Origin of the sequence: Devosia sp. UYZn731 (genome assembly GCF_040546795.1) — a bacterium.
Classification (GTDB): domain Bacteria; phylum Pseudomonadota; class Alphaproteobacteria; order Rhizobiales; family Devosiaceae; genus Devosia.
This window is the reverse complement of record NZ_JBEPOL010000003.1, coordinates 106,740-128,378: the sequence shown is the minus strand read 5'-3', so window position 1 is coordinate 128,378 and position 21,639 is coordinate 106,740. Positions and strand designations below refer to the sequence as shown.

The 21,639-nt window shown below is 63.3% G+C and carries 28 protein-coding genes; 17 read left to right on the top strand and 11 right to left on the bottom strand.

The genetic code is table 11. The features are described from left to right. Positions 1-95: 95 nt before the first annotated feature. The 3 genes from ABIB57_RS08500 (at position 96) to ABIB57_RS08490 (ending at position 1,650) form a co-directional block, all read left to right on the top strand. Positions 96-560 carry an Lrp/AsnC family transcriptional regulator gene (locus ABIB57_RS08500; protein WP_299744872.1) on the top strand — a complete coding sequence of 155 codons (465 nt, stop codon included), beginning with the start codon at positions 96-98 and terminating at the stop codon, positions 558-560. 91 nt (positions 561-651) lie between these two features. Then, positions 652-999, top strand: a complete 348-nt coding sequence (locus ABIB57_RS08495; RefSeq protein ID WP_354039972.1) for a hypothetical protein — start codon at positions 652-654, stop codon at positions 997-999. Positions 1,000-1,002: 3 nt separating this feature from the next. Further along, on the top strand, positions 1,003-1,650 hold the full coding sequence (locus tag ABIB57_RS08490; RefSeq protein WP_354039971.1) for a LysE family translocator: 648 nt from the start codon (positions 1,003-1,005) through the stop codon (positions 1,648-1,650). Positions 1,651-1,793: 143 nt separating this feature from the next. Here ABIB57_RS08490 and ABIB57_RS08485 read toward each other — a convergent pair whose 3' ends face one another. The 5 genes from ABIB57_RS08485 to thpR form a co-directional block, all read right to left on the bottom strand. Beyond that, a complete protein-coding gene (locus tag ABIB57_RS08485) occupies positions 1,794-2,213 on the bottom strand; it encodes a GNAT family N-acetyltransferase (RefSeq protein WP_354039970.1) in 420 nt (139 codons plus the stop codon). 1 nt (position 2,214) lies between these two features. Beyond that, complete coding sequence (rlmN, locus tag ABIB57_RS08480; RefSeq protein ID WP_502914361.1) at positions 2,215-3,462, bottom strand: dual-specificity RNA methyltransferase RlmN; 1,248 nt, start codon at positions 3,460-3,462, stop codon at positions 2,215-2,217. 220 nt (positions 3,463-3,682) lie between these two features. Further along, positions 3,683-4,186 carry an invasion associated locus B family protein gene (locus ABIB57_RS08475; protein ID WP_354039968.1) on the bottom strand — a complete coding sequence of 168 codons (504 nt, stop codon included), beginning with the start codon at positions 4,184-4,186 and terminating at the stop codon, positions 3,683-3,685. A gap of 158 nt (positions 4,187-4,344) precedes the next feature. Beyond that, complete coding sequence (locus tag ABIB57_RS08470) at positions 4,345-4,872, bottom strand: invasion associated locus B family protein (RefSeq protein ID WP_354039966.1); 528 nt, start codon at positions 4,870-4,872, stop codon at positions 4,345-4,347. A 225-nt stretch (positions 4,873-5,097) separates the two neighbouring features. Then, positions 5,098-5,637, bottom strand: a complete 540-nt coding sequence (thpR, locus tag ABIB57_RS08465; protein WP_354039964.1) for an RNA 2',3'-cyclic phosphodiesterase — start codon at positions 5,635-5,637, stop codon at positions 5,098-5,100. Positions 5,638-5,850: 213 nt separating this feature from the next. Between thpR and ABIB57_RS08460 the strand changes: the two genes are divergently transcribed. Continuing rightward, entirely contained in the window at positions 5,851-6,621 is a 771-nt protein-coding gene (locus ABIB57_RS08460) for a Bax inhibitor-1/YccA family protein (RefSeq protein WP_299732041.1), read from the top strand. A 90-nt stretch (positions 6,622-6,711) separates the two neighbouring features. Beyond that, on the top strand, positions 6,712-7,209 hold the full coding sequence (locus tag ABIB57_RS08455) for a GNAT family N-acetyltransferase (protein WP_354039963.1): 498 nt from the start codon (positions 6,712-6,714) through the stop codon (positions 7,207-7,209). Here the strand turns inward: ABIB57_RS08455 and ABIB57_RS08450 are convergent. From ABIB57_RS08450 to ABIB57_RS08435, 4 genes are all read right to left on the bottom strand, one after another. Next, a complete protein-coding gene (locus ABIB57_RS08450; protein ID WP_354039962.1) occupies positions 7,206-7,667 on the bottom strand; it encodes a GNAT family N-acetyltransferase in 462 nt (153 codons plus the stop codon). The two genes, ABIB57_RS08455 and ABIB57_RS08450, sit on opposite strands and share 4 nt — an antisense overlap. A 19-nt stretch (positions 7,668-7,686) precedes the next feature. Then, the gene (locus tag ABIB57_RS08445; RefSeq protein ID WP_354039960.1) at positions 7,687-8,079 is read right to left on the bottom strand and encodes a DUF2794 domain-containing protein; all 393 of its coding nucleotides are present in this window, start codon (positions 8,077-8,079) and stop codon (positions 7,687-7,689) included. 343 nt (positions 8,080-8,422) lie between these two features. Beyond that, the gene (locus tag ABIB57_RS08440) at positions 8,423-9,160 is read right to left on the bottom strand and encodes a DUF1223 domain-containing protein (protein ID WP_354039959.1); all 738 of its coding nucleotides are present in this window, start codon (positions 9,158-9,160) and stop codon (positions 8,423-8,425) included. A gap of 86 nt (positions 9,161-9,246) precedes the next feature. After that, a complete protein-coding gene (locus ABIB57_RS08435) occupies positions 9,247-9,627 on the bottom strand; it encodes a VOC family protein (protein ID WP_354039958.1) in 381 nt (126 codons plus the stop codon). Positions 9,628-9,765: 138 nt separating this feature from the next. Here ABIB57_RS08435 and ABIB57_RS08430 point away from each other — a divergent pair, with 138 nt between their 5' ends. Further along, on the top strand, positions 9,766-10,485 hold the full coding sequence (locus ABIB57_RS08430; protein ID WP_354039957.1) for a hypothetical protein: 720 nt from the start codon (positions 9,766-9,768) through the stop codon (positions 10,483-10,485). 51 nt (positions 10,486-10,536) lie between these two features. On the opposite strand, the gene acnA is transcribed toward ABIB57_RS08430, so the two are convergent. After that, the gene (gene acnA / locus ABIB57_RS08425) at positions 10,537-13,209 is read right to left on the bottom strand and encodes an aconitate hydratase AcnA (protein WP_354039956.1); all 2,673 of its coding nucleotides are present in this window, start codon (positions 13,207-13,209) and stop codon (positions 10,537-10,539) included. A 160-nt stretch (positions 13,210-13,369) separates the two neighbouring features. Here acnA and ccmA point away from each other — a divergent pair, with 160 nt between their 5' ends. From ccmA to ABIB57_RS08385, 8 genes are read left to right on the top strand one after another with little or no spacing between them, the layout of a single operon-like run. Beyond that, a complete protein-coding gene (ccmA, locus tag ABIB57_RS08420) occupies positions 13,370-14,005 on the top strand; it encodes a heme ABC exporter ATP-binding protein CcmA (RefSeq protein WP_354039955.1) in 636 nt (211 codons plus the stop codon). Next, the gene (gene ccmB / locus ABIB57_RS08415; RefSeq protein WP_354039954.1) at positions 14,002-14,667 is read left to right on the top strand and encodes a heme exporter protein CcmB; all 666 of its coding nucleotides are present in this window, start codon (positions 14,002-14,004) and stop codon (positions 14,665-14,667) included. The genes ccmA and ccmB overlap by 4 nt, the downstream gene beginning before the upstream one ends. Positions 14,668-14,676: 9 nt before the next feature. Beyond that, complete coding sequence (locus ABIB57_RS08410; RefSeq protein WP_354039952.1) at positions 14,677-15,441, top strand: heme ABC transporter permease; 765 nt, start codon at positions 14,677-14,679, stop codon at positions 15,439-15,441. Beyond that, the gene (gene ccmD / locus ABIB57_RS08405) at positions 15,438-15,611 is read left to right on the top strand and encodes a heme exporter protein CcmD (protein WP_354039950.1); all 174 of its coding nucleotides are present in this window, start codon (positions 15,438-15,440) and stop codon (positions 15,609-15,611) included. The genes ABIB57_RS08410 and ccmD overlap by 4 nt, the downstream gene beginning before the upstream one ends. Continuing rightward, on the top strand, positions 15,611-16,144 hold the full coding sequence (locus ABIB57_RS08400) for a DsbE family thiol:disulfide interchange protein (protein WP_354039948.1): 534 nt from the start codon (positions 15,611-15,613) through the stop codon (positions 16,142-16,144). The genes ccmD and ABIB57_RS08400 overlap by 1 nt, the downstream gene beginning before the upstream one ends. Positions 16,145-16,147: 3 nt before the next feature. Beyond that, complete coding sequence (locus tag ABIB57_RS08395) at positions 16,148-16,549, top strand: DUF6232 family protein (RefSeq protein WP_354039946.1); 402 nt, start codon at positions 16,148-16,150, stop codon at positions 16,547-16,549. A 46-nt stretch (positions 16,550-16,595) separates the two neighbouring features. Further along, on the top strand, positions 16,596-16,868 hold the full coding sequence (locus ABIB57_RS08390; protein WP_354039944.1) for a type II toxin-antitoxin system ParD family antitoxin: 273 nt from the start codon (positions 16,596-16,598) through the stop codon (positions 16,866-16,868). After that, on the top strand, positions 16,861-17,163 hold the full coding sequence (locus tag ABIB57_RS08385; protein WP_354039942.1) for a type II toxin-antitoxin system RelE/ParE family toxin: 303 nt from the start codon (positions 16,861-16,863) through the stop codon (positions 17,161-17,163). Before ABIB57_RS08390 ends, ABIB57_RS08385 begins: the two co-directional genes overlap by 8 nt. On the opposite strand, the gene ABIB57_RS08380 is transcribed toward ABIB57_RS08385, so the two are convergent. After that, positions 17,160-17,357 carry a DUF1674 domain-containing protein gene (locus tag ABIB57_RS08380; RefSeq protein ID WP_354039940.1) on the bottom strand — a complete coding sequence of 66 codons (198 nt, stop codon included), beginning with the start codon at positions 17,355-17,357 and terminating at the stop codon, positions 17,160-17,162. The genes ABIB57_RS08385 and ABIB57_RS08380 overlap by 4 nt on opposite strands. A gap of 96 nt (positions 17,358-17,453) precedes the next feature. On the opposite strand from ABIB57_RS08380, the gene htpX reads away from it, so the two are divergent. From htpX to ABIB57_RS08365, 3 genes are all read left to right on the top strand, one after another. Beyond that, a complete protein-coding gene (htpX, locus tag ABIB57_RS08375; RefSeq protein WP_354039939.1) occupies positions 17,454-18,440 on the top strand; it encodes a zinc metalloprotease HtpX in 987 nt (328 codons plus the stop codon). A gap of 8 nt (positions 18,441-18,448) precedes the next feature. Beyond that, positions 18,449-19,753 (top strand): RsmB/NOP family class I SAM-dependent RNA methyltransferase, encoded by a 1,305-nt coding sequence (locus ABIB57_RS08370; RefSeq protein ID WP_354039937.1) that lies wholly within the window; start codon positions 18,449-18,451, stop codon positions 19,751-19,753. A gap of 160 nt (positions 19,754-19,913) precedes the next feature. Beyond that, positions 19,914-21,557, top strand: a complete 1,644-nt coding sequence (locus tag ABIB57_RS08365; protein WP_354039935.1) for a heparinase II/III family protein — start codon at positions 19,914-19,916, stop codon at positions 21,555-21,557. Positions 21,558-21,639: the final 82 nt, after the last annotated feature.

The following is a 21,639-nucleotide window of genomic DNA, read 5'->3' as shown; positions in this document are numbered from 1 at the left end:
ATAAAGCAGATCAGGCGCAACAATCTTGCGAAAACGTCACGCATGGCTGATGGTGTGGCAGAAAACACCGCTCCAGCACTCATCAAGAGCAGAAAATGCCAACAACGCTCGACGCCATCGACAAGCGCATCCTGCGCGCCTTGCAGCGCGATGGTCGCATGTCCAATGTCGAACTCGCCAATGAGGTGGGCCTGTCGCCCTCGCCCTGCCTGCGCCGGGTGCGGCTGCTGGAGGAATCGGGCGTCATCGATCGCTATGTGGCGGTGCTGGACGGCGCCAAGGTGGGCCTGACGCTGACGGTCTTCGCCCGCGTCTGGTTCAAGACCCAGGACGCCGAGATCACTCACCAGTTCGCCGAGACGGTGCGCAAATTTCCCGAGGTGGTCGAATGCTACCTCACGACCGGGGAATGCGACGCCATTATGCGCATCGTTACCGCCGACCTGCACGCCTATTGGCGCTTCCAGTCCGACTATTTGATGCGCATTCCCAGCGTGCAAAGCGTCAAGACCGATGTGCCGATGGAAACCATCAAGCGCAGTTATGAGCTGCCGCTGTGAAGTAACATGCACTATGCATGTTTTATGGAAACACTCGCCTATCGCCGGCACCCGCGTTAATGCTGGCTGATACTATTGGACTTGAGCCGATATGCCCGCACTCCGCCGCACACTATCAATTCTGGCGCTCGCCCTCTGGGCAGTGCCGGCCTTCGCCCAGGCGACGGCTACGGTGAAATACGAGTGCCAGGACCCGACCGGTTTTGAAGTGCTGGCGTGGATCACCCTGAGCGGCACGCATTACAGCCTCAAGTCCCAGATGCAGGTTAGCGGCGAGGGTGAGCTTGCCCTGCAGGATGGTGGCAGCGGGCTCGTGGTGCTGTCCGGCCCGCTCGCCAGGGATTTTGGCCTCCTCGGCGCCAAGCCGGCCTCGGGGCCAAAACTGACTTTCGTCGATGAACGCGGCCCCGTCATGATCTGCCGCCAACAGCAAAGCTGAGCCATGCCCGCTTTCGTACCCGATCTCTCCGTCATCCTGACCTTCGCCCTCGCTGCCTTCGTGCTGGCCATAACACCGGGGCCCGACATGGCGCTGCAGATGTCGCGCGCCATCAACTATGGTCGCGCCCATGGCTTTGCCACGGCGGCCGGGGCGATGACCGGCATCGTCGTGCATACCACGCTGGTTGCCTTGGGCATTTCGGTGCTGATCGTGGCAGCGCCGACGGCGTTCTGGGTGCTCAAGATCGCCGGGGCGATTTACCTGCTGTGGCTGGCCTATCAGGCCATCGTGCATGGCGGCGGATTGAAGCTGTCGGCGCGCGCCACAAGAGTGCCGACCCTGAAGGAAAGCTTTGCCACCGGGGTGGGCATCAACCTGCTCAATCCCAAAGTGCTGCTGTTCTTCATGACCTTCCTGCCCCAATTTGTCGATCGTCACGATACCGCAGCCCCGGCAAAACTCTTCTTCCTCGGGGCCGAGTTCATCGTGGTGTCGATCCCGTTGGCGATATTGATGGTCGTCGCGGCCGAGAAGCTGGCCGGGGTGTTGCAGACCAATGTGTGGGTCAGCCGGGCACTGAACTGGACGTTTGCGGGCGTGTTCACGGCGTTCGCCGCGACGATATTGCTAGCCGAGGGGCGGCGGTAGGCGGGCTTTGCCATACCGATCCCCCACCGCATCCTTCCCGCGGACTTGATCCGCGGGCCGCTCACAGCACGGCATGAGCGGATAGTGGCCCGCGGATCAAGTCCGCGGGAAGGACGGTGGGTGGAGCACCATTCCGTCAATCCTCAGAGTTTGAACTCATAATATTTGATGGTGTCTTCCGCACCGCCGAACCGGCGATAGAGCCCATTGGCCGCATCGTTGTCGATCTCGGTGCCGAGCCAGGCTTCGACACAACCCCGCTCGCGGCCCCAGGCGAACAGTTCGGTCAGCATCGCGGTCGCGATGCCTTGCCGCAAATAGGCCGTGGCGGTGCCCACTTCATCAACATAAAGCTCGGTGACCTTGTCGGGATGGTGGTGCACAACGCCGACGCATTGGCCGACCACAAGGTCGCCATCGAGCGCCAGCACCATGATATGGCCGGGCGTGGTCAGATAGGTGGACAGTCGCTCGGGATCGATCGGCTCGTCGAACACATCGGCGGCGATATTGGCGAAGAGCCCGTCATCGTCAGCCGTGATGCGTTTGACGACGATTGCCATCTCACCCCGCCAATGCTTCGCGGTCTTTCTTGCTCAGGCGTTCGGTTTCGCTCTTGAGCTGGCCGCACGCCGCAAAAATATCGCGGCCGCGGGGGGTGCGGACGGGGCTGGCATAGCCGGCCGCGTTGACGATATCGGCGAAGCGCTCGATGCGGCTCGACGGCGAGGTGCCGTAATTGCTGCCCGGCCATGGATTGAACGGGATCAGGTTGATCTTGGCGGGAATATTTGCCAGCAGCCGCACCAGTTCGCGCGCATCGGCGTCGGTATCGTTGATGCCGTCGAGCATGACATATTCGAATGTGATGCGGCGCGAGTTGGAAACGCCGGGATAATTGCGGCAGGCCTCGAGCAGTTCGGCCAGCGGGTACTTCTTGTTGATCGGCACCAGCACGTCGCGCAGGTCGTCGTTCACCGCATGCAACGAGATGGCCAGCATGACGTCGATTTCGCGGCCGGTCGGCTCGATAAAGGGCACGACGCCCGAGGTCGACAGCGTGATGCGGCGACGGCTCAGGCTCATGCCGTCGCCGGCCTGGGCGATCAGCAGCGCCTGCTTGACGTTCTCGTAATTATAGAGCGGCTCGCCCATGCCCATCATCACCACATTGGTGATGGCGCGGGTATCCCCGTGAGGCACGAGGCCCCCGTCATCGGGCCGCACGCCGCCGGGGAAATCGCCCAGCCGCTCGCGCGCCATCAAGACCTGGCCGAGAATTTCGCCCGCCGTCAGGTTCCGCACCAGCTTCTGCGTGCCGGTATGACAGAACGAACAGGTGAGGGTACACCCGACCTGGGACGACACACACAGTGTCCCGCGATCTTCCTCGGGGATGTAGACGGTTTCCACTTCGACCGGTGGATAGTTCGGATTGGCCGGGTCGCGGAAGCGGAACAGCCACTTGCGGGTGCCGTCGGAGGACACCTGCTCGGAGACGATTTCGGGCCGGTCGAGAATGAAGCTGTCAGCCAGGAGCTGGCGCACGGGCTTTGCCACATTGGTCATCTTGTCGAAATCGGTGACGCCGTTGACATAGAGCCAGTTCCACAACTGGCTGGAGCGCATGCGGCTTTCCTTTTCGGCGATCCCCACGCCCTGCAGCGCTTCGGCCAGCATCGGCTTGCTCAGCCCGATCAGCGACGGCCGGCTGAGCGAGGCGGGGCGGATGGCGCTGGAATGATCGAGATTAAGAGCAATGCTCATGGCAAAGGGCGTCCGGAAGGCAGGGGATGGCGCGGCCAATACCATATAGGCGCAGTTTGCGCAAAGTCAGGGGGTGCGGACGGGCAATGCGTCGGGCGCAGGCACCGTCATGGACTTTAGGAAAGCAGCGTGCGGCCACACCCACCGCACTTCCCGCGGACTTGATCCGCGGGCCCTGACAGCTTGTGCCGAATTGAGAGTGGCCCGCGGATCAAGTCCGCGGGAAGGCCGGTGTTTGATTTTGTACCGAGCCTGCCAGCGAGCCCTACTTGCAGTCCGCCATGGCCTGCGAGGCGGCAGTGGCGCCGGACAGCGAAAACGTCTCGACTATCTTGATGCCCGCCGCGGAGGTGCCTTCGACCACCATGCTGGAGCCGGCGCGGATGGCGCTGGCCAGCGTGGCGCTCTGGCCGGCGTCGTCGAGCCAGGCGGCATCGTTCTGGGTGAACAGGTTGAACACCTGCCCGCTGACATTGACCGTGGCGGCGCTATCGGGCGCAAAGGTGAAGCCGGCGACCAGGTTGAACTCGTTGGCGACGTTCTCGCCGGGACGATTGGTGATGTAGAGGCTGCCCTGGGTGTAGCCATCTGGCTCGGGCGAGACTTTCTTGGGCTTGGTCATGGCAAAACAGACCGGGCCGGTGCCGTCGGCAGCCGCATAGGACGACCAGTCGCGATAATCCCCCAGGAGGCGCACATTCTGCGCGGCGGCCGATCCGGCCATGATGACGGTGGCGGTGACCGCCAGCAGCAGCGCGCGCAGGGACATTGAACTTGGCCTCATCAATTCTGCAGACAATATCGCGTGGATCGTCTTGCCCAATTATGGCGTTTGCGCGCCGCGGGCAACCGCAAATTCGCGGTTTATCCCATAGTCATGCCAAGGCCCCCGTCGTTGGACGGAGGCCGTAGCCATATGGGAGCCGATCAGGCGCAGGCAGCGTCGATGGCTTTCATCGCCGCCGTGGCGCCGCTCAGCGAATAGGTATCGCTGGTATTGGTGCCGCGCTGGCTGGTGCCCTTGACGACCAGATTGGTGCCGGCCTTGAACGCCGCCACGAACCCGCCTTCGTCGCCGGTCGAGGCCAGCCAGCCGGCCGAGCCTTCCACCACCATCGGATAGGTTTTGCCATCGATGGCCGCGCTCGCCTTGGCATCGGTGGCATTATAAGGATAGCCGATAATGGTCTGGACTTCGTTTTTGGTGCCCATCCCCTTGCGGTGGATGATCATGAAATGGATCGGGTCGCGATTGGCGCCATTGGGTTCGCTCGCCGAAGGGGCGGCCGAAATGTAGCAGATCTTGCCGCTCGCATCGGTCGCGGTCCAGGCGGACCAGGCGTTGAAGGTGCCGAGTTCCGTTGCGGCCTGTTGCTGCGCCTGCGCGGCAGGCGCCAAACCCATCAATGCGGACACCGCAAGCCCAAGGACAAGGCCACCGGTTTTCGTCATCATTGCCAATTCATCCTCTGTTTAATCGGTCCGTGGCCGAGAGCACGCGCCCGCAAGCTTGCCCCCAACAGCGTTACCAGGAAGTCAAATGCCGCCGCATTTGATTAAAACCTGCAATGGAAGCCAATCGTGACGGCAATTTGGCGCGAAGTTCAGCCGTTACCAGCGTTTGCGCCGCTATGGTTAAGGTTTCGCTAACATAAGCGTGAACGTGATGGTTTTAAACGCCTAAGCGGCCAGCGGATAGCTCTGCTCGACCACATAGGGGCCACCCCCGACGGAGTCCTTGCTGGAGAACAGCACGAACCGCCCGACCGTGAAGGTGAGCGGCTCGAAGCGGCCGGACTGCGCCAGGAACCACGCCACATCCTGCGCGCTGGAACCGCGCAACCTCGCCAGCGACACATGCGGCACGAATTTGCGGCCTTCGGGCTCCAGCCCCGCCCGTTGCAACACCCGCTCCTGCGCGGCCTGCAGCCGTACCAGGCTCTCGTTGACATCGGCCCCGGCATAAAGCGCCCGCGGGGTATTGCCCCCAAAGGTCGACAGATGATTGAGCCGCACCTGGAACGACATGGAATTGCTGAGCTGGTCGAGGCTGTCGGCAACGTCATTGGCGGTGGTGTTGTCCACGTCGCCGATGAAGCGCAGCGTGATGTGGTAATTTTCGGGGTCGATCCAGCGCGCGCCATTGAGGCCGCCGCGCTTCATCGAGAGTGCCAATCCCACTTCGGCGGGGATTTCGAGGCCGGTAAAGAGCCGGGGCATATAACCCTCCTCTTCAAAAAGGACGACGAACACAAGGGTGATTTGCCCACCAAGCCTAGCACAAGGAATCTGGCCGAACAGGGCCTTATTGTCACGCTCGGCGGAGCGGCCTTGTAAAAAGCGGGGTCTGCATCCATATTCTTCCCAAGTGGCAGGAAATGCCTCCGGCGGAGCAGAAATCCGCATCCGATTGCTAGGGAAAGGATCACGACTATGGCTGAATATGACCGTCAGACCCTCAATGCGCGGGCCGGCTCGGCCGCTGCCATTGACGAGGGCCTACGCAGCTACATGCTGCGCGTTTACAATTACATGGGTATCGGCCTGGTCGTGACCGGCCTTGTGGCATATTTCGCCAATGCCGCCGCCCTGACCACCAATGCCGACAACGCCGTGGGCACGCTCGCCAATGGCACGATGGTCACCCAGTGGGGCGCCCTGCTCTATACCAGCCCGCTGGCCTGGGTCGTCATGCTGGCGCCGCTCGCCTTTGTGATGGTGCTGAGCTTCGGCATCAACAAGATGAGCGTCGGCACCGCCCAGCTCGTGTTCTGGGCTTTTGCCGCGGTCATGGGCCTGTCGCTGTCGTCGATCTTCCTGGTCTATACCGGCGCGTCCATCTCCAAGGTGTTCTTCATCACCGCCGCTACTTTTGGCGCGATGAGCCTTTACGGCTACACCACCAAGCGCGACCTGACCTCGATCGGCAACTTCCTGATGATGGGCCTGATCGGCCTCATCATCGCCTCGGTCGTGAACATCTTCCTGCAATCCGACTTCATGTCGTGGGTGATCTCGGCCGTCGGCGTGCTGATCTTCGTGGGCCTGACCGCCTATGACACCCAGAAGATCAAGGAAAGCTACAACGAGGCGCATGGCATGGACGTGATGGCCAAGAACGCCATCATGGGCGCGCTGTCGCTCTACCTCGACTTCATCAACCTGTTCATGATGCTGCTCCGCCTGTTCGGCAACCGCAACTAACAGGATCGCCAGCCAGCAATTTGGTTGGACGACAAATCGGGCCGCGGTCTACAAAGACCGCGGTCCTTTTGTTTTCCCCGGTTGCCGTTCATGTCTGAAATTTCGCTGCGCCCCTTCGCCTGGGGCGACGTCCCCGCCATCACCGCCATCTACAAGCATTACTGCGAAACCTCGACGGCCACCTTTGACCTCGAAGCGCCCGGCCCCACCTACATCGCTGAAAAGTTCGGGCACATGCTCGAAGCCGGCCATCCTGTAGTCATCGCCGAACGCGGCGGCGAACTCATCGGCTACGCGTATGCGTCGACCTACCGGCCGCGCCCGGCCTATCGCTTCACCTGCGAGGACTCGATCTACCTGCGCGCCGACGCCACCGGCATGGGTCTCGGCCGCACGCTGCTGGCCGAGCTGATCGCGCAGAGCCAGGCCTTCGGCTTCAAGCAGATGATCGCCGTCATCACCGCCGAATCGGCCGCCTCCATCGCCCTGCACGAAAAGTTCGGATTTCACACCGTGGGTCGCCACGAGGCATTAGGACTGAAATTCGATAAGTGGCTGGATGTCGTGCATATGCAGAAGGCTCTTTAGAGCGTCTTCCGCATCGGATAGCCGTTGACCACGCGACCGTCGGCCTGGGGGCCATCCGCGTTCCAGCCTCGGCTTTCATAAAACGCACGCGCGGTCACCGTCGCTTCGAGCTGACCCTCACGGTGACCAAGAGCGAGCAGGGCGGCTTCCAGCCGCTCCAGCATAGCGCTGCTGACGCCCGAAAAACGCGCAGCGGGAGTGACGTAGTTGAGGCCGACATGGCCATGGGTGGTCACCGCGCCGACAGCGACGATGACACGATCGCGCTCGGCCACGTAGATCTGCAGGTCCGGATTGGCCAACATCGCGGCTACGCCGTCTTGGCTCTTGTTGGCTGTCCACGCAGCAATGGCGCGAGGATTCCCGCCATGGTCGGCCGCGCACAGTTCGGTGATTGAGCTTGTCAGCACCATGCTCATGGCCGGCGCATCGGCTGGCGTCGCCAAGCGGATAGTCACGTTCGGCACCAAGTGACGATTACCCCACCACCGCCAATTGCGGGTCGAGCACGCGTAGCACCACCGCCAGCTCGTGGCCGCGCTTGAGAATGCGGCCCTGCTGGTTGGTCACGGTATATTGCCCCTGCTTGTTGCGCATCTTGGGGGTCTTTTCCACGATGAACAGCGGCCGCTCGGAGACGCGGGCATAGATCGAGAATACGGCCCGGTCACGCAAAAAATCCATCGCATAGTCGCGCCATTCGCCCCGCCCGACCTTGCGGCCATAGACATTGAGAATTGTCGCCAGCTCGCGCCGGTCGAACGCCACGATACCGGGCACCTTGCTGGCGGCCGGAGCCGTCGGCGGCTCGCTGACATGCACCAGCGACAGGCTGGCATTGTGCTGATCTGGGGTACGGCCTTGCGCCAAGTCCCTAAGCCTCCGCGTCATTGGGATGTCATGATTGCCAGATTTGCCCGCACTGGCAAGCGCTTTGCGCCGACCACGCCCACAAATGAAGATTCCCCATTTTGGTCACATTCTGTCCCTGTCCTCGCCAGAATGCGCAGTCAATCTATGTCCATTGCCTCCAGTGATCGGCAGCCGGGCTGAATGAGCCCCCAAACCTGAGGCCCGGCTGCTGATCGCCTCCAAGTTGACCAGTCAATCTTTTCCCCTCCCTGCCCCCAGGGAGGGGATTTGTTTTTGGGCTATATCGGTCTTCAGGTGATGCCGGTCTGCAACCGGCGACGTTCTGCGCTTCCGGCGTAGCCTAGCGCTCGAACGCGGCGGCGCCGATGATTGCGCCCGGCAGGCCATCGTCGTCCTGCTGCACCAGCACGGCGACGCCGGTGCTATCCTGGTCGAGCACTTCGTCGAGCGGCAGCTTGAGCTGGGCGCCGGTGGCGGCCTCCCACATGCCCAGCACCTGCCGCTTGGTCACCACCTGGGTATAGACCATGGTCTTGCCGGCATTCTCGCCGCTGTCGATCTTGACTTCGGCGCGGTCGCGATAGGTCACCAGCCACACCACGGCATCGCTCTCGCCGGCGCGCGGCGGCACGGCGATCTTGAGCATTTGGCTGGTCGTGGTGATGGTCACCGGCAGGCTGAGCGTGGCGGCATCAAGCGCCGTCTGCACCTCGGTGCGGCGCGAGCCGACGACGTCCTTGGTGCCGTTGATCACCATTTGGGGGGTATAGATGCGCGAGGAATGCCAGCCCTTGGCATAGGAGCGCTGCAGCTTGGAATTGTCGGCACTGCCGAACGTATCGGGCCAGCCCACATAGTCCCAATAATCGACATGATAGGCCAGCGCGATGACATCGTCGTCGTCCGCAAGGCTGGTCAGCAGGGCATCGGCGGGTGGGCAGGAGGCGCAACCCTGGCTGGTGAACAATTCCACCACGGCCTTGGGATGGGCTCGCAGCGTCTCTGCAGCCACCGGGGCGGCGAGAGCCAGGACTGCGGCAAAACCGGACATGGGGCCAAGCAGGCGTCTTGCGATCATGGACATTCTTGTAAATCAGCCCGACATGGTCTCGCCAGTCAATTCAGGGTGAGAAGCTAAATTGCTGCCAGGCCGGGTTTCCCGCGCTAATAATCGCGAAAAACGGCTTCGACATTATAGCCATCGGGGTCCAGCACATAGGCAGCGTGATAGCGCGGATCGTATTTTTCGCGCGGTCCCGGCGCGCCATTGTCGCGGCCGCCAGCCGCCAGGGCCGCCTCGTAAAATGCCCGCAATGCCTCGGCGCTTTCGGCCGGGAAGGCGAAATGGATTGCCTCGGGATGCGGCACACCCTGCTTGAGCCAGAAGTACAGGGCGCGATTGCTGCCGAACCCGATCAGGTCGGCATGACCGTGCGGCCCCTCATAGTGTACGCCGTGGGTAATGCCGAGCGGCGCCAGGGCAGCGCGGTAGAAGGAAGTGGACCGGTCGGTGTCGGAGACGGTGAGGACGATATGATCGAGCATGGCGTTTCCTTTGCTGGCAAGGCGGTCCTAGCCACCCCTGGTGTCAGGCACTGTCAGCAGTAACCTTTGCCGGAATACAAATTGCCGGGCCGCGCGGGTTCTGCTCTGCTGCCCCACAGACCTTTGGGGGGATAGAGCATGCGAACATTTCTAAGACGGATACCAACGGCCTTTTGGCTCATCGTCGCGACGATGATTTCGGCAGGCCCGGCCGCCGCGCAGGATCTGGGTGGCGTTACCAATATGTCGCGCAGTCCCGGGCATGGCACGCAGGTCGAATATGTGGCTGAGGGCGGCAAGACCTATCTCTGGTATCCGCGCAATACCAACATCCTCAAAGGCCAGTGGAAGGTCGAAGACGGCAATATGTGCTTTGCCTATGGGGCCAACAGCTACAACCCGGTGACCAAGCAGCGCGGCGGCTGGGAATGCGAGCCGGTCGGCGCCTATCAGGGCGGGATCGCCCAGCAGGTGTCGGGCGATCCGATGGGGCTGGCGGGGCGCCGGGCCGTGCCGTTCGATCTGACCGGCCGGGCGATCTCGCTCGACCAGATCCTCGCCATGGTGATCAATCCGGGCCCGCCTGCCATTGGCGGGGACTTCAGTTGCGAGGGGGTCATCGCCAATGCCGAACGCAGCAAAAGCGACATGTCGATCGCAGCCGGCACTTATTTCAGCGGCATGTTCATGGGCAAACGCTGTGTCGATGTCGACTATGCCCGCGCTTTCGCTCTCGCCGAGAAATCCGGCACCGGGGTGGATGCCTATCTCAAGGTGTTGCGGGAGCGCGCCGCAGGCGGCAATCCAAGGGCCGAGTCGGCGCTGCGCCGGCTGGGCTACGAACTGACCGCCCAATAACAAAAATGGCGGCCCATAGGCCGCCATTTTCAATTCCGAAACCCGAAAGCCCTAGGCGGCGACGAGGCTGCGCAGCACATACTGCAAAATGCCGCCATGCTTGTAGTAGTCGAGCTCATTGGCGGTATCGATGCGGCAGAGCGTTTCCACGTTGAGGCTGGAGCCATCGGCGCGGGTGATCTTCACCGTCACCTTCGACCGCGGCACAATGCCGTTAACGTCGTCGATGGAGACCGTTTCGGTGCCGTCGAGCCCCAGCGTCTGCCAAGACTCGCCGTCTTTGAACTGCAGCGGGATGACGCCCATGCCCACGAGGTTGGAGCGATGGATACGCTCGAAGGACTGGGCGATCACGGCGCGGACGCCGAGCAGGTTAGTGCCCTTGGCCGCCCAGTCGCGCGAGGAGCCGGTGCCATATTCCTTGCCGGCAAACACCACCAATGGGGTGCCGGCCGCCTGGAAGGCCATGGCGGCGTCATAGATGGCCATCTGCGAGCCATCGGGGCCCTTGGTGTAACCACCCTCGACACCCGGCAGCATCTGGTTCTTGATGCGGATATTGGCAAAGGTGCCGCGCATCATCACTTCATGATTGCCGCGACGGGCGCCATAGGAGTTGAAATCGCGCGGTGCGACCTGGCGTTCTTCCAGATACTTGCCGGCGGGGGTCGTGGCCTTGAACGAGCCAGCCGGGGAGATGTGGTCGGTGGTGATCGAGTCGAGGAACAGCGCCAGCACGCGGGCATTGGCCACATCGGTGATCGGCTTGGGCTCCATGGTCATGCCCTCGAAGTATGGAGGGTTCTGCACATAGGTCGAGCTGCCGTTCCAGCCATAGGTCTCGCTGTCATCGATGGCGATGTTCTGCCAGTTGGTATCGCCCTTGAACACGTCCGAATAGCGACCCTGGAACATCTCCTTGGTGACGTGCTTGCGCACGATCTCGGCGACTTCCAGATTGGTCGGCCAGATATCCTTGAGATAAACCGGCTGGCCGTTCGAGCCGGTGCCAATCGGGTCCTTGGTAATGTCGATCTTCATCGAGCCGGCCAGCGCATACGCAACAACCAGCGGCGGGGAGGCGAGGAAGTTCGCCTTGACGTCGGGGTTCACGCGGCCTTCGAAATTGCGGTTACCCGACAGCACCGAGGCGGCCACGATATCGCCGGCCTGCACGGCCTTGGAGATTTCGACCGGCAGCGGGCCGGAATTGCCGATGCAGGTGGTGCAGCCATAACCCACGAGGTTGAAGCCGATGGCGTCGAGATCGGCCGAGAGACCAGCGCTATCGAGATAGTCGGTGACCACCTGCGAGCCGGGAGCCAGCGAGGTCTTGACCCAAGGCTTGGAGTCGAGGCCAAGCGCCCGCGCCTTGCGGGCCACGAGACCGGCGGCGACCAGCACCGAGGGGTTGGACGTATTGGTGCAGGAGGTGATCGCGGCGATCACCACGTCGCCATGGCCGATGGTGTAATCGGCGCCGTCGACGGGCACGCGCACGTCGTCGGTTTTGCCGAATTCCTTGGGCAAAGCCAGCGCGAACGCCTGCTTGGCATTGTCGAGCGCGATACGGTCCTGCGGGCGCTTTGGGCCCGAGATCGACGGCACGACGGTGGTGAGGTCGAGTTCGAGCGTCGAGGTAAACACCGGATCGGGCGTGCCCGCATCGCGGAACATGCCCTGCGCCTTGGAATAAGCTTCGACCAGGGCGACGCGATGTGGATCGCGGCCCGAAGTGGTCAGGTATTGCAGCGTATCGGCATCGACCGGGAAATAGCCGCAGGTGGCGCCATATTCCGGAGCCATATTGGCAATGGTCGCCTGATCTTCGAGGCTCAGGTAATCGAGGCCCGGGCCGTAGAACTCGACGAACTTGCCGACCACGCCCTTCTTGCGCAGCATTTCGGTGACGGTCAGCACCAGATCGGTCGCGGTGATGCCTTCATTGATCTTGCCGGTCATCTTGAAACCGACGACTTCGGGGATCAGCATGGTGATCGGCTGGCCGAGCATCGCTGCCTCCGCCTCGATGCCGCCGACGCCCCAACCGAGCACGGCGAGGCCATTGACCATGGTGGTGTGCGAATCGGTGCCCACCAGCGTGTCCGGATAGGCGACGGTTTCGCCGTCCTCGTCCTTGATCCACACGGTCTGCGCCAGATATTCCAGGTTCACCTGATGGCAGATGCCGGTGCCGGGTGGCACGACGCGAAAATTGTCGAAGGCTTTCTGGCCCCAGCGCAGGAATTCGTAGCGCTCGCCATTGCGCTCATATTCCAGCTCGACGTTCTGGCCGAACGAGGCGGCGGTGCCGAAATTGTCCACCATAACCGAGTGATCGATGACCAGATCGACCGGCACCAGCGGGTTGATCTTCTGCGCATCGGCGCCGAGCGCCTTGGTGGCGTCGCGCATCGCGGCGAGGTCCACCACGGCCGGCACGCCGGTGAAATCCTGCATCAGCACGCGGGCCGGGCGGTAGGAAATTTCCTGCTCGGAGGTGCGGGTCTTGAGCCATTCGGCGACGGCCAGAATATCGGCGCGCGTTACGGTGCGATCGTCCTCGAAGCGCAGCAGGTTTTCCAGCACCACCTTCATCGAACCGGGCAGCGCCGAAACGCCGGCGAGGCCATTCTTTTCGGCCTCGGGGATGGAGAAATACGTATAGGTCTTGCCGCCGACCACGAGGGTCTTTTTCGACTTGAAACTGTTCAAAGAGGCCATCGGGTCCCACCCTGTCATTCGATTTGCTGCTGTGAAGACAGTGTTTAGCCCGCCGGCCGTTAACACCGCCTTTTCTGGAATGACTCCAAACTATTGGGCGTTATAGAGAACAAAGATTGGGCTTGCCAGCACGACCATGGCTTCAATACGAGAAGGGGTCATGACCGAACGGCACGTCTTTGGCCCTCTAGCCCTTTCCGCGCACGCTCTGGCCGTCGGCCGCGGCGGAATTGCGCTTGCCCAGGGACTGGAATTCACGGTCCAAAATGGCAAATGCCTGCTGTTGCGCGGGCCCAATGGGGTCGGCAAATCCACGCTGCTACTGACGCTGGCAGGGATCGTCGAGGCGCTGGCCGGCCGGTTCGATCTTGATGGCGCCACATCCGAAGACGGCCCCCTGCTGCATTATTGCGGTCACCGCAATGCGATCAAGCCGCGATTGAGCGTGCTGGAGAACCTGGACTTCTGGGCCCGGATCTATGGCCCGACCGGCGTCCCGCCCATCGCGGCTTTGGAGACCGTCGGTCTCGATCACGTTGCGGGTCTCGATGCCGGCTATCTGTCGGCCGGCCAGGGCCGCCGCCTTGCCCTCGCGCGGCTGCTGGTGACCGCCCGTCCGCTCTGGCTGCTCGACGAGCCCACCGCCGCGCTCGACAGCGAGGGGCATGACCTGATCACCCGATTGATCGACGCGCATCTGGAGGCCGGCGGCCTGGTTGTTGCCGCCACCCACGATCCGATCACGCCCACCGATCCAAACAGCGTCGAAACCCTCGTCATGGCGGGTCTCCATTGAAGGCCTTCACCGCCCTTATCACCCGCGAGCTGCGCCTCTCGATCCGCACCGGTGGCGATGTGCTGACGCTGGTGCTGTTCTTCGTCATGATCGGCGTCGTCGTGCCCTTTGCCGTCGGCCCCGATCGCGCGCTGCTCGGTCGCCTCGCCCCCGGCGTAGTCTGGATCGCCGCGTTCCTCTCCATGCTGCTCGGGCTCGACCGGCTGTTCCGCGCCGACCACGAGGACGGCACGCTGATCCTGCTGCGTCACGCCGACCTGCCGTTTTCCGCCGTGGTTGCCGCAAAAGTGATGGCGCACTGGATCGTCTCGGCGGTGCCGCTGATCGTCGCCAGCCCGCTTCTTGCAGTCATGCTGGCACTCGATGGCGCGGCCTTCTGGCGCGTGGTGCTGTCGCTGCTGGTCGGCACGCCGGCGCTGGCGGCCCTGGGAGCCATCGGCGCCGCGGTCACCGTGTCGATCCGGCGCGGCGGGCTGATTGCGCCGGTGCTGATCCTGCCCCTGGCAGTGCCCGTGCTCATCTTCGGCGTCGGCGCCATCTCGACCGGGCCGGGACCCGACCTTTCGGGCTCGGCGCTGTTGTTCCTTGCGGCAATCAGCCTCATCACCCTGGCGCTCTCTCCCTTTGCCGCCGCCCTTGCGATAAGCTCGGGCGAGGATTAGGACCGTCCGATGACCACCGACACCGCGCCAAAACCCAGCTTCTGGTACCGCCTCGCCCATCCCGGCCAGTTCGTGGCGTTGACGCGGCCATGGCTGTGGCCGCTGACGCTCATCACGGTGGCGCTGTTTGCCGTTGGCCTGTGGTTCGCCTTCTTCAATTCGCCCGAGGACTACCAGATGGGCGATACGGTGCGCATCATGTACATCCACGTGCCCACCGCCTGGCTCAGCCAGTTCGTCTACGGCCTCATGGCGGTGTCGGCGATCGGCTCGCTGGTCTGGCGCCATCCCATAGCCGATGTCTCGATGAAGGCCGCTGCGCCGTTGGGTGCGACATTCACCGCATTGGCGCTGTTCACCGGCTCGCTCTGGGGCCGCCCCACCTGGGGCACGTTCTGGGAATGGGACGGGCGCATGACCTCGACCCTGGTGCTGCTGCTGATCTATCTGGGCATCGTGGCGCTGTGGCGCGCGTTTGACGATCAGCTCCGCGCCGCCCGCGTCATCGCCGTTTTCACCCTGGTTGGGGCCATCAATATTCCGATCATAAAATTCTCGGTCGATTGGTGGAGCACGCTGCACCAGCCCTCCAGCGTCTTCACCATGAGCGGCCCGCATATGCCGCCCTCGATCCTGACGCCGCTGCTGGTGATGGCCATCGCCTTTACCATGCTGTTCCTGACCCTGCATCTCAAAGCCATGCACACCGAGGTCGCCCGCCGCCGCCTGATGGCGCTGCAGCGCCAGGCCGCGCAGACTGGGAAAACCGCATGATCGATCTTGGCCCCCACGCCGTCTTCATCGTCAGCGCTTATGCGGGCGTCACCCTGGCCGTCGTGGCGCTGATTGCCTGGACCCTGTTCGACGCCCGCCGCACCGCCAGCAAAATGGCAGCTCTGGAAGCCCGCGGCATTCGCCGCCGCTCCGCCGGACCCGCCGCCTGATGCGCTATGTGCTGTTTGCCTTGCCGCTGCTGGTGCTGGTCGCGCTATTCGCCATCTTTGCCAGCTCGATCAACCGCGATCCCAGCCTGATCCGCTCGGTGATGATCGACAAGCCGGCCCCCCAATTCACCCTCGCGCCCGTCGCGGCACTGGGCGTACCCGGCTTCGATACCGCCAGCCTCAAGGGTCAGGTGACCGTGGTCAACGTCTTTGCCAGCTGGTGCATTCCGTGCCGCGCCGAGCATCCGCTGCTGACCGCCCTTAAGGACGTCGCCGGCGTGCGCCTCTTCGGCATCAACCAGAGCGACGCGCCCGAAAACGCCAAGAAATTCCTCGACGAACTCGGCAATCCCTATGACGCCGTTGGCGCCGACAGCGACCGCCGCGTCTCCATCGACTGGGGCGTCTATGGGGTCCCCGAAACCTTCGTGGTCAATGCCGACGGCATCATCACCTTCAAGGTCACCGGCCCGCTGACCCCGCAAACGCTGGACAACGAGCTGCTCCCCGCCATCGCCAAGGCGCGCGGCTGAGCCATGGCGGATGCCCGGGACGGCTGGCAGGTCGAGAACGGCGCCATCGTCCTTCCCGGCGGCGGGACCTATACTCTCAAACCCCAACCCATCCCTTTGGACGCCATCACCGGCACGCGCATCGAGCGCCATGGCCGATGGTCCAATGATGCCCTGTTCTGCATTGCGGTCGGCCTCGGCACCAGCGCCCTTGGCCTCGTCGTCCCCGACTTCGGTCTCACCACTTTCGTGCTGGGCTTTGCGCTCATCGCCGTTGGCCTGCTGATTGCCCTGCTCACGAGGCCCGTCTACGCCCTGATCGTCACCAGCGGCGGGGCGAACACCATTTTGACCAAACATACCGACAAGGCGACCGTCGAAGCCGCCAGCGCATCGCTCGACCAGCTCCGCGCGCAGCGGCAATAGCAATCTTTGTGAATTTTTGTTATTCTGGCGGCAAAGGAGATTTCCCATGGCAACGATGACAGTGTCGCTTCCCGACCCGATGAAGGACTGGATCGAGGAGCAGGTGAAGCGCGGCGATTACGCCTCGACCAGCGATTACGTGCGTGACGCGGTGCGTAAGGATCGGGAACGGCGGGAGCCGAATTACCCTCTGACCATTGAGGAATTGCGCGATATGATTGCGGAAGGCGAAGCCAGCGGCGTCAGCGACAAGACGCTTGAAGAGATCTTTGAGGAGGCCATGCAGCGGGTAAACGCAAAGCATAACCGCGTTGCCTGATTACCGCCTCAGCGCAAGCGCCCTGCTCGATCTCGGCGACATCTTTGCGTTCAGCGCCCAGCAGTACGGACGTAGTCAGGCAGAGAAATACTTCGCGTCGATGCGCGCGACGTTCCACAGACTCGCGCTAAATCCAAACATCGGTTCTGCCGCCAGTGGCGTTACACCAACCTTGCGGAGACACTCCGTCGGCACTCATGTCGTTTTCTATCGACCGACTAGTACAGGCATTTTTATCGTTCGTGTCATTCATACGGCGCGCCTCACCGGCAACTTGCCCGACGACCTCGCCTAAAAATCGCTCGTCAGTCCCTTGATCTCCCAATCCCCATAGCGCGCCGGCTCCAGCCCGCCACGGCCGCCCTTTTCGGCTGGCGCCTTGGCCACCTTCGCGTCGATCTCGCGCCGCCGAGCTTCCGCCTCGGCCAGGGCCCGCTGGGCGGCCGGTGTCAAAGGCTTGCGCGGTGCTTCAGGCAATTCATCGGACATCGAACCCTGCTCCATTACGCTTTGGTCATCCGCACTTGCATGCAACCATGGGCTGCACAACATATTTGCCTGTCACACGCGTTTGTCGAGGTCCTGATGTTCAATGCCTTCCGCACCACCGTCCTGCTGGCCGCGCTGACCGCGATCTTCATGGCGGTCGGCTATTTCATCGGCGGCACCGGCGGCATGACGATCGCCTTTGGCGTGGCACTGGTGACCAATCTCATCGGCTACTGGAATTCCGATCAATTGGTGCTGCGCATGCAGAATGCCCAGCCGGTCGAGCGCTCCCGCGTGCCCGAGCTCTATGACATGGTCGATACCCTTTCCAAGCGCGCCGGCATTCCGACGCCTGCCGTCTATGTCATCGAAACCGACCAGCCCAATGCCTTCGCCACCGGCCGCGACCCCAATCATGCCGCGGTCGCCGTCTCCACCGGCCTGCTTCGCAGCCTCGAAACCCGGGAAATCGCCGGCGTCATCGCCCATGAGCTGGCCCATATCCGCAATCGCGACACCCTGACCATGACTATCACCGCCACCTTTGCGGGTGCCATCGGCATGCTGGCGCAGTTCGGCTTCTTCTTCGGCGGCGGTGGCAATAACCGCAACAATCCGCTCGGGCCCTTTGGCGGCATCCTGATGCTGATCCTGGCCCCCATGGCCGCCGCCCTGGTGCAGATGGCGGTCAGCCGCACCCGCGAATACGAGGCCGATCGCCATGGCGCCGAAATCTCCGGCGATCCGCTGGCCCTGGCCTCGGCGCTGCAGAAAATCGCCAACGCTGCAGGGCACACCGTCAATGTGGCGGCCGAACGCAGCCCGGCAATGGCCCATATGTATATCATCAATCCCCTGTCGGGCCGGGCCATGGACAACCTGTTTTCCACCCACCCCGATACCGGCAATCGCATTAATGCGCTGCGCCAGCTTGCGGCGGAGATGAGTGTGGACGATAAGGGCCGCAGGCCTCAGCCCCGTCCAACGCCGCAGAACACTGCGCCGGTCAGCGGCGGCGGCTGGCGCGTGCCGACCGTCGGACGAACCGACGAGGATGGCGGACAACGGGGTCCCTGGGGCTAGAGCACCTATTGGCTAAGTCTAAAAAACCTGAACCGGCGGGGCTTGCGCTTCGCCTCGCCGCCGCCCAGCGCCTGCGCGCCGTCCTCAATGGGGACAATTTCATTCCGCTCGGGGCGGGCGACGTCGCCGACAGCCGCGACCGCGCGCTGGCCAACCGGCTGGTCACCACCGCCCTGCGCCGTCAGGGCCAGCTCAACTTCATCATCCATGCGCTGCTCGACAAGGGCATGCCCGGCAAGTCCGGCAGTTTTGAAGCCGTGCTGCGCCTCAGCCTGGCGCAACTGGTGTTCCTGCCCGATCTGGGTGCTCATAGCGCGCTGTTTCTGGCCGTCGAGGCGGTCAAACGCGATGCCAAGGCGCGCCACCTGTCCGGGCTGATGAATGCCGTATTGCGCACCGCCCAGGCCAATTCGGCCAAGTTCTCCATGCTGGAAGACGACCTGCTGATCCCCGACACGTTTGGCGATACCTGGCTCAAGGCCTATGGGGAGGACGCCATCGACGCCTTCACCGAGGCCCTACTGGCCGGCGCTCCGCTGGATATCACCCTCAAGCAGAATGACCCCGAATTGATCGAAGCGCTGGGCGCCAGCCCCGTGATCGTCGATACGGTCCGCGTCGATACCCGTGACCGTCCGGTCGAAGCGCTGCCCGGCTTTGCCGAGGGAAGCTGGTGGGTGCAGGACGCGGCCTCCGCCATTCCCGCGCGCCTGCTGAACCTGCCCGCCGGCTCGCGCGTACTCGACCTCTGCGCGGCGCCAGGCGGCAAGACCGCGCAACTGATCAAGGCTGGCTACGCCGTCACTGCGCTCGACAACGATGCCAAGCGCATCGAGCGCCTGAGCGAGAACCTGGTCCGCCTCAACTACAGCGCCGACATCGTCACTGCCGATGCAGGCAACTACGCGCCCGCCGGTCTCTTCGATGGCGTCCTGCTCGACGCGCCCTGCTCGGCCACCGGCACCTTCCGCCGCCATCCCGAGGTGATCTGGCACCGCTCGGTCGCCGATGTCGAAGGCCGTGTCCGCCTGCAGCGCTCGCTGCTGATCAATGCCCTGCGCTGCCTCAATCCCGAAGGCGTGCTGATCTATTGCGTGTGTTCGCTGGAGCCCGCCGAGGGTGAAAAGCAGGTGCAGTGGGCGCTCGATACCCTGCCGGGCCTTGATCTGTTGCCGATTTCCAAGGACGAGATGCCCGGGCTGGAACAGGCCGTGCTGCCCTCGGGGCTGGTACGCACGCATCCGGGGATGCGGCCGAACAATCTGGACGGCGGCTTGGATGGCTTTTTCGTCGCCCGTTTTCGTCGCCGCTGAACCTTGCGGGGATTACGGCTTGGTGGTTACGGACAGGTTAACTCCATGATGCTAGAGTCGGCGCTATGCGAGTGCGAACAAGACTACGCCCGGACAACCGATTGAACGGCATGACCACACACATTTCCACGCCGGCAGGAAAGCCGGCGAGGCAGTCCTGATGTTGGAAGGGTTCCGTTTTGCCACGCGCCGGCTGGCGCTGGGCGTCGCCGATTATGCGCTGACCGTGCCGGCTTTGCGCTGGAGCTGGACCGGCCTGGCCGATGACGCCTTTGCGGGCGACCTGCCCGAATTCCGCCCCAGCGACCGCGAAGCCGTGCGCGAAATGATGGCTGGGCGCTACCTGCTGGCCTCCAAGCTGATCGAAAGCGGCGGCACCTCGCCCTTTGGGCTTGAGGTCGAGCATGCCGACTGGCTCTGGAGCCTCAACAGTTTTTCCTGGCTGCGCCATTTCCGCGACTTGCGCGACCCCGGCGAACGCCGCTTTGCCCGCACGCTCGTGCTCGATTGGATCGGCCGCGATGGCCAGTTCACCCGCGACACCTGGGCCCCGGCGCTCTGCGCCCAGCGCGTGCTCAACTGGCTGCGCCACCTGACCCTGCTGCTCGAAGATGCCAATCCCGAGCAGACCCGCACCATCCAGCGCTCGCTTGGCACCCAGATCCAGAGCCTCAAGGTGCGCCGCCGGCTGGCGGCCGACCCCACCGACGAACTGTTCGCCGCCATTGCCCTGGTGGGCGCCGAAGTCTGCGAGCAGGGTGACAAGGTCGATGTCGACAAATATGTCGAGCGGCTCAACCTGCTGCTCGATGATCAGCTCGACAATGACGGCATGCATATGTCGCGCAATCCGCGCCTGCAGATGCAATTGCTGGTCGAACTGGCCAGCGTGCGCCGCGCCCTGGGCAGCCATAAGAGCGAAGCCACCGGCGAGCTTTCGGCCCAGGTCGAGCGCATGCATGAAAGCCTCGACGCGCTGACCCTTGGATCTGGCGAGCCGGTCTATTTCAATGGCTGCGGGCAATTGCCCCATGACGTGCTGATCGCCGTGCAGGCCAATGGCTCGACCCGCAAGCGCAAGAGCATGCTGCTCGGCGGCTACGGCATCTTGCGCGACGGCAACGCCGTGGTGGTGGCTGATAGCGGACTGGTGCCGCCGCCGGGCCTCGCCAATGAGGCCCATTCCAGCGCACTGGCCTTTGAATTCAGCCACGGCACCGAATTGATCCTGGGTTCGTGCGGCCCCGCTCCATCCGACCTGCCGGCCAGCAAACCATTGTTTCGCCAGGGTATCGCCCATTCGGCGCCCACCGTGGATGCCGAGGACGCCCAGCCGGTGGCGCGATCGGGCTCCAGGGCCGGCCGCTTGCTGCAGGCCGGTGCACCGCCGGCAATGACCCTGCACGCCGCCGATCATCTGCTGACCCTGACTACGTCGGGCTATGCCAAGCGCTTCGGCGTGACCCTGGAACGCCGGTTGACGCTACTGTCGGGTGGCACGACGCTGGTGGGGCAGGACCGCATGATTGCGGCTGGCGGAGCCGCCAAGGGCCTCTTGGCCGTACGCTTCCATCTGGCGCCCCGCGTGGTGGTTCGTCGCATTCGCGGCGAGAGCATCGTACGGCTGGTGCTGCCCAATGGCGCGGTGTGGAGCTTTTTGTGGGAAGGCGCCGAGTTCCACGAGGAAGACAGCGTGCGCCAATCCTCCTATGTGGGGTTTGCCAAGACGCGGCAGCTGGTGCTGGAAGCGCAGGTCAACCCGGGCGCCGAAGTGGCGTGGATTTTTACGCTGGAGCAGGCTTAGGCCTTCCCGATCCAAACGACGTAGGTCCGATCTTGCCCACCCACTATCCTTCCCGCGGGCTTGACCCGCAAGCCATTCGCCA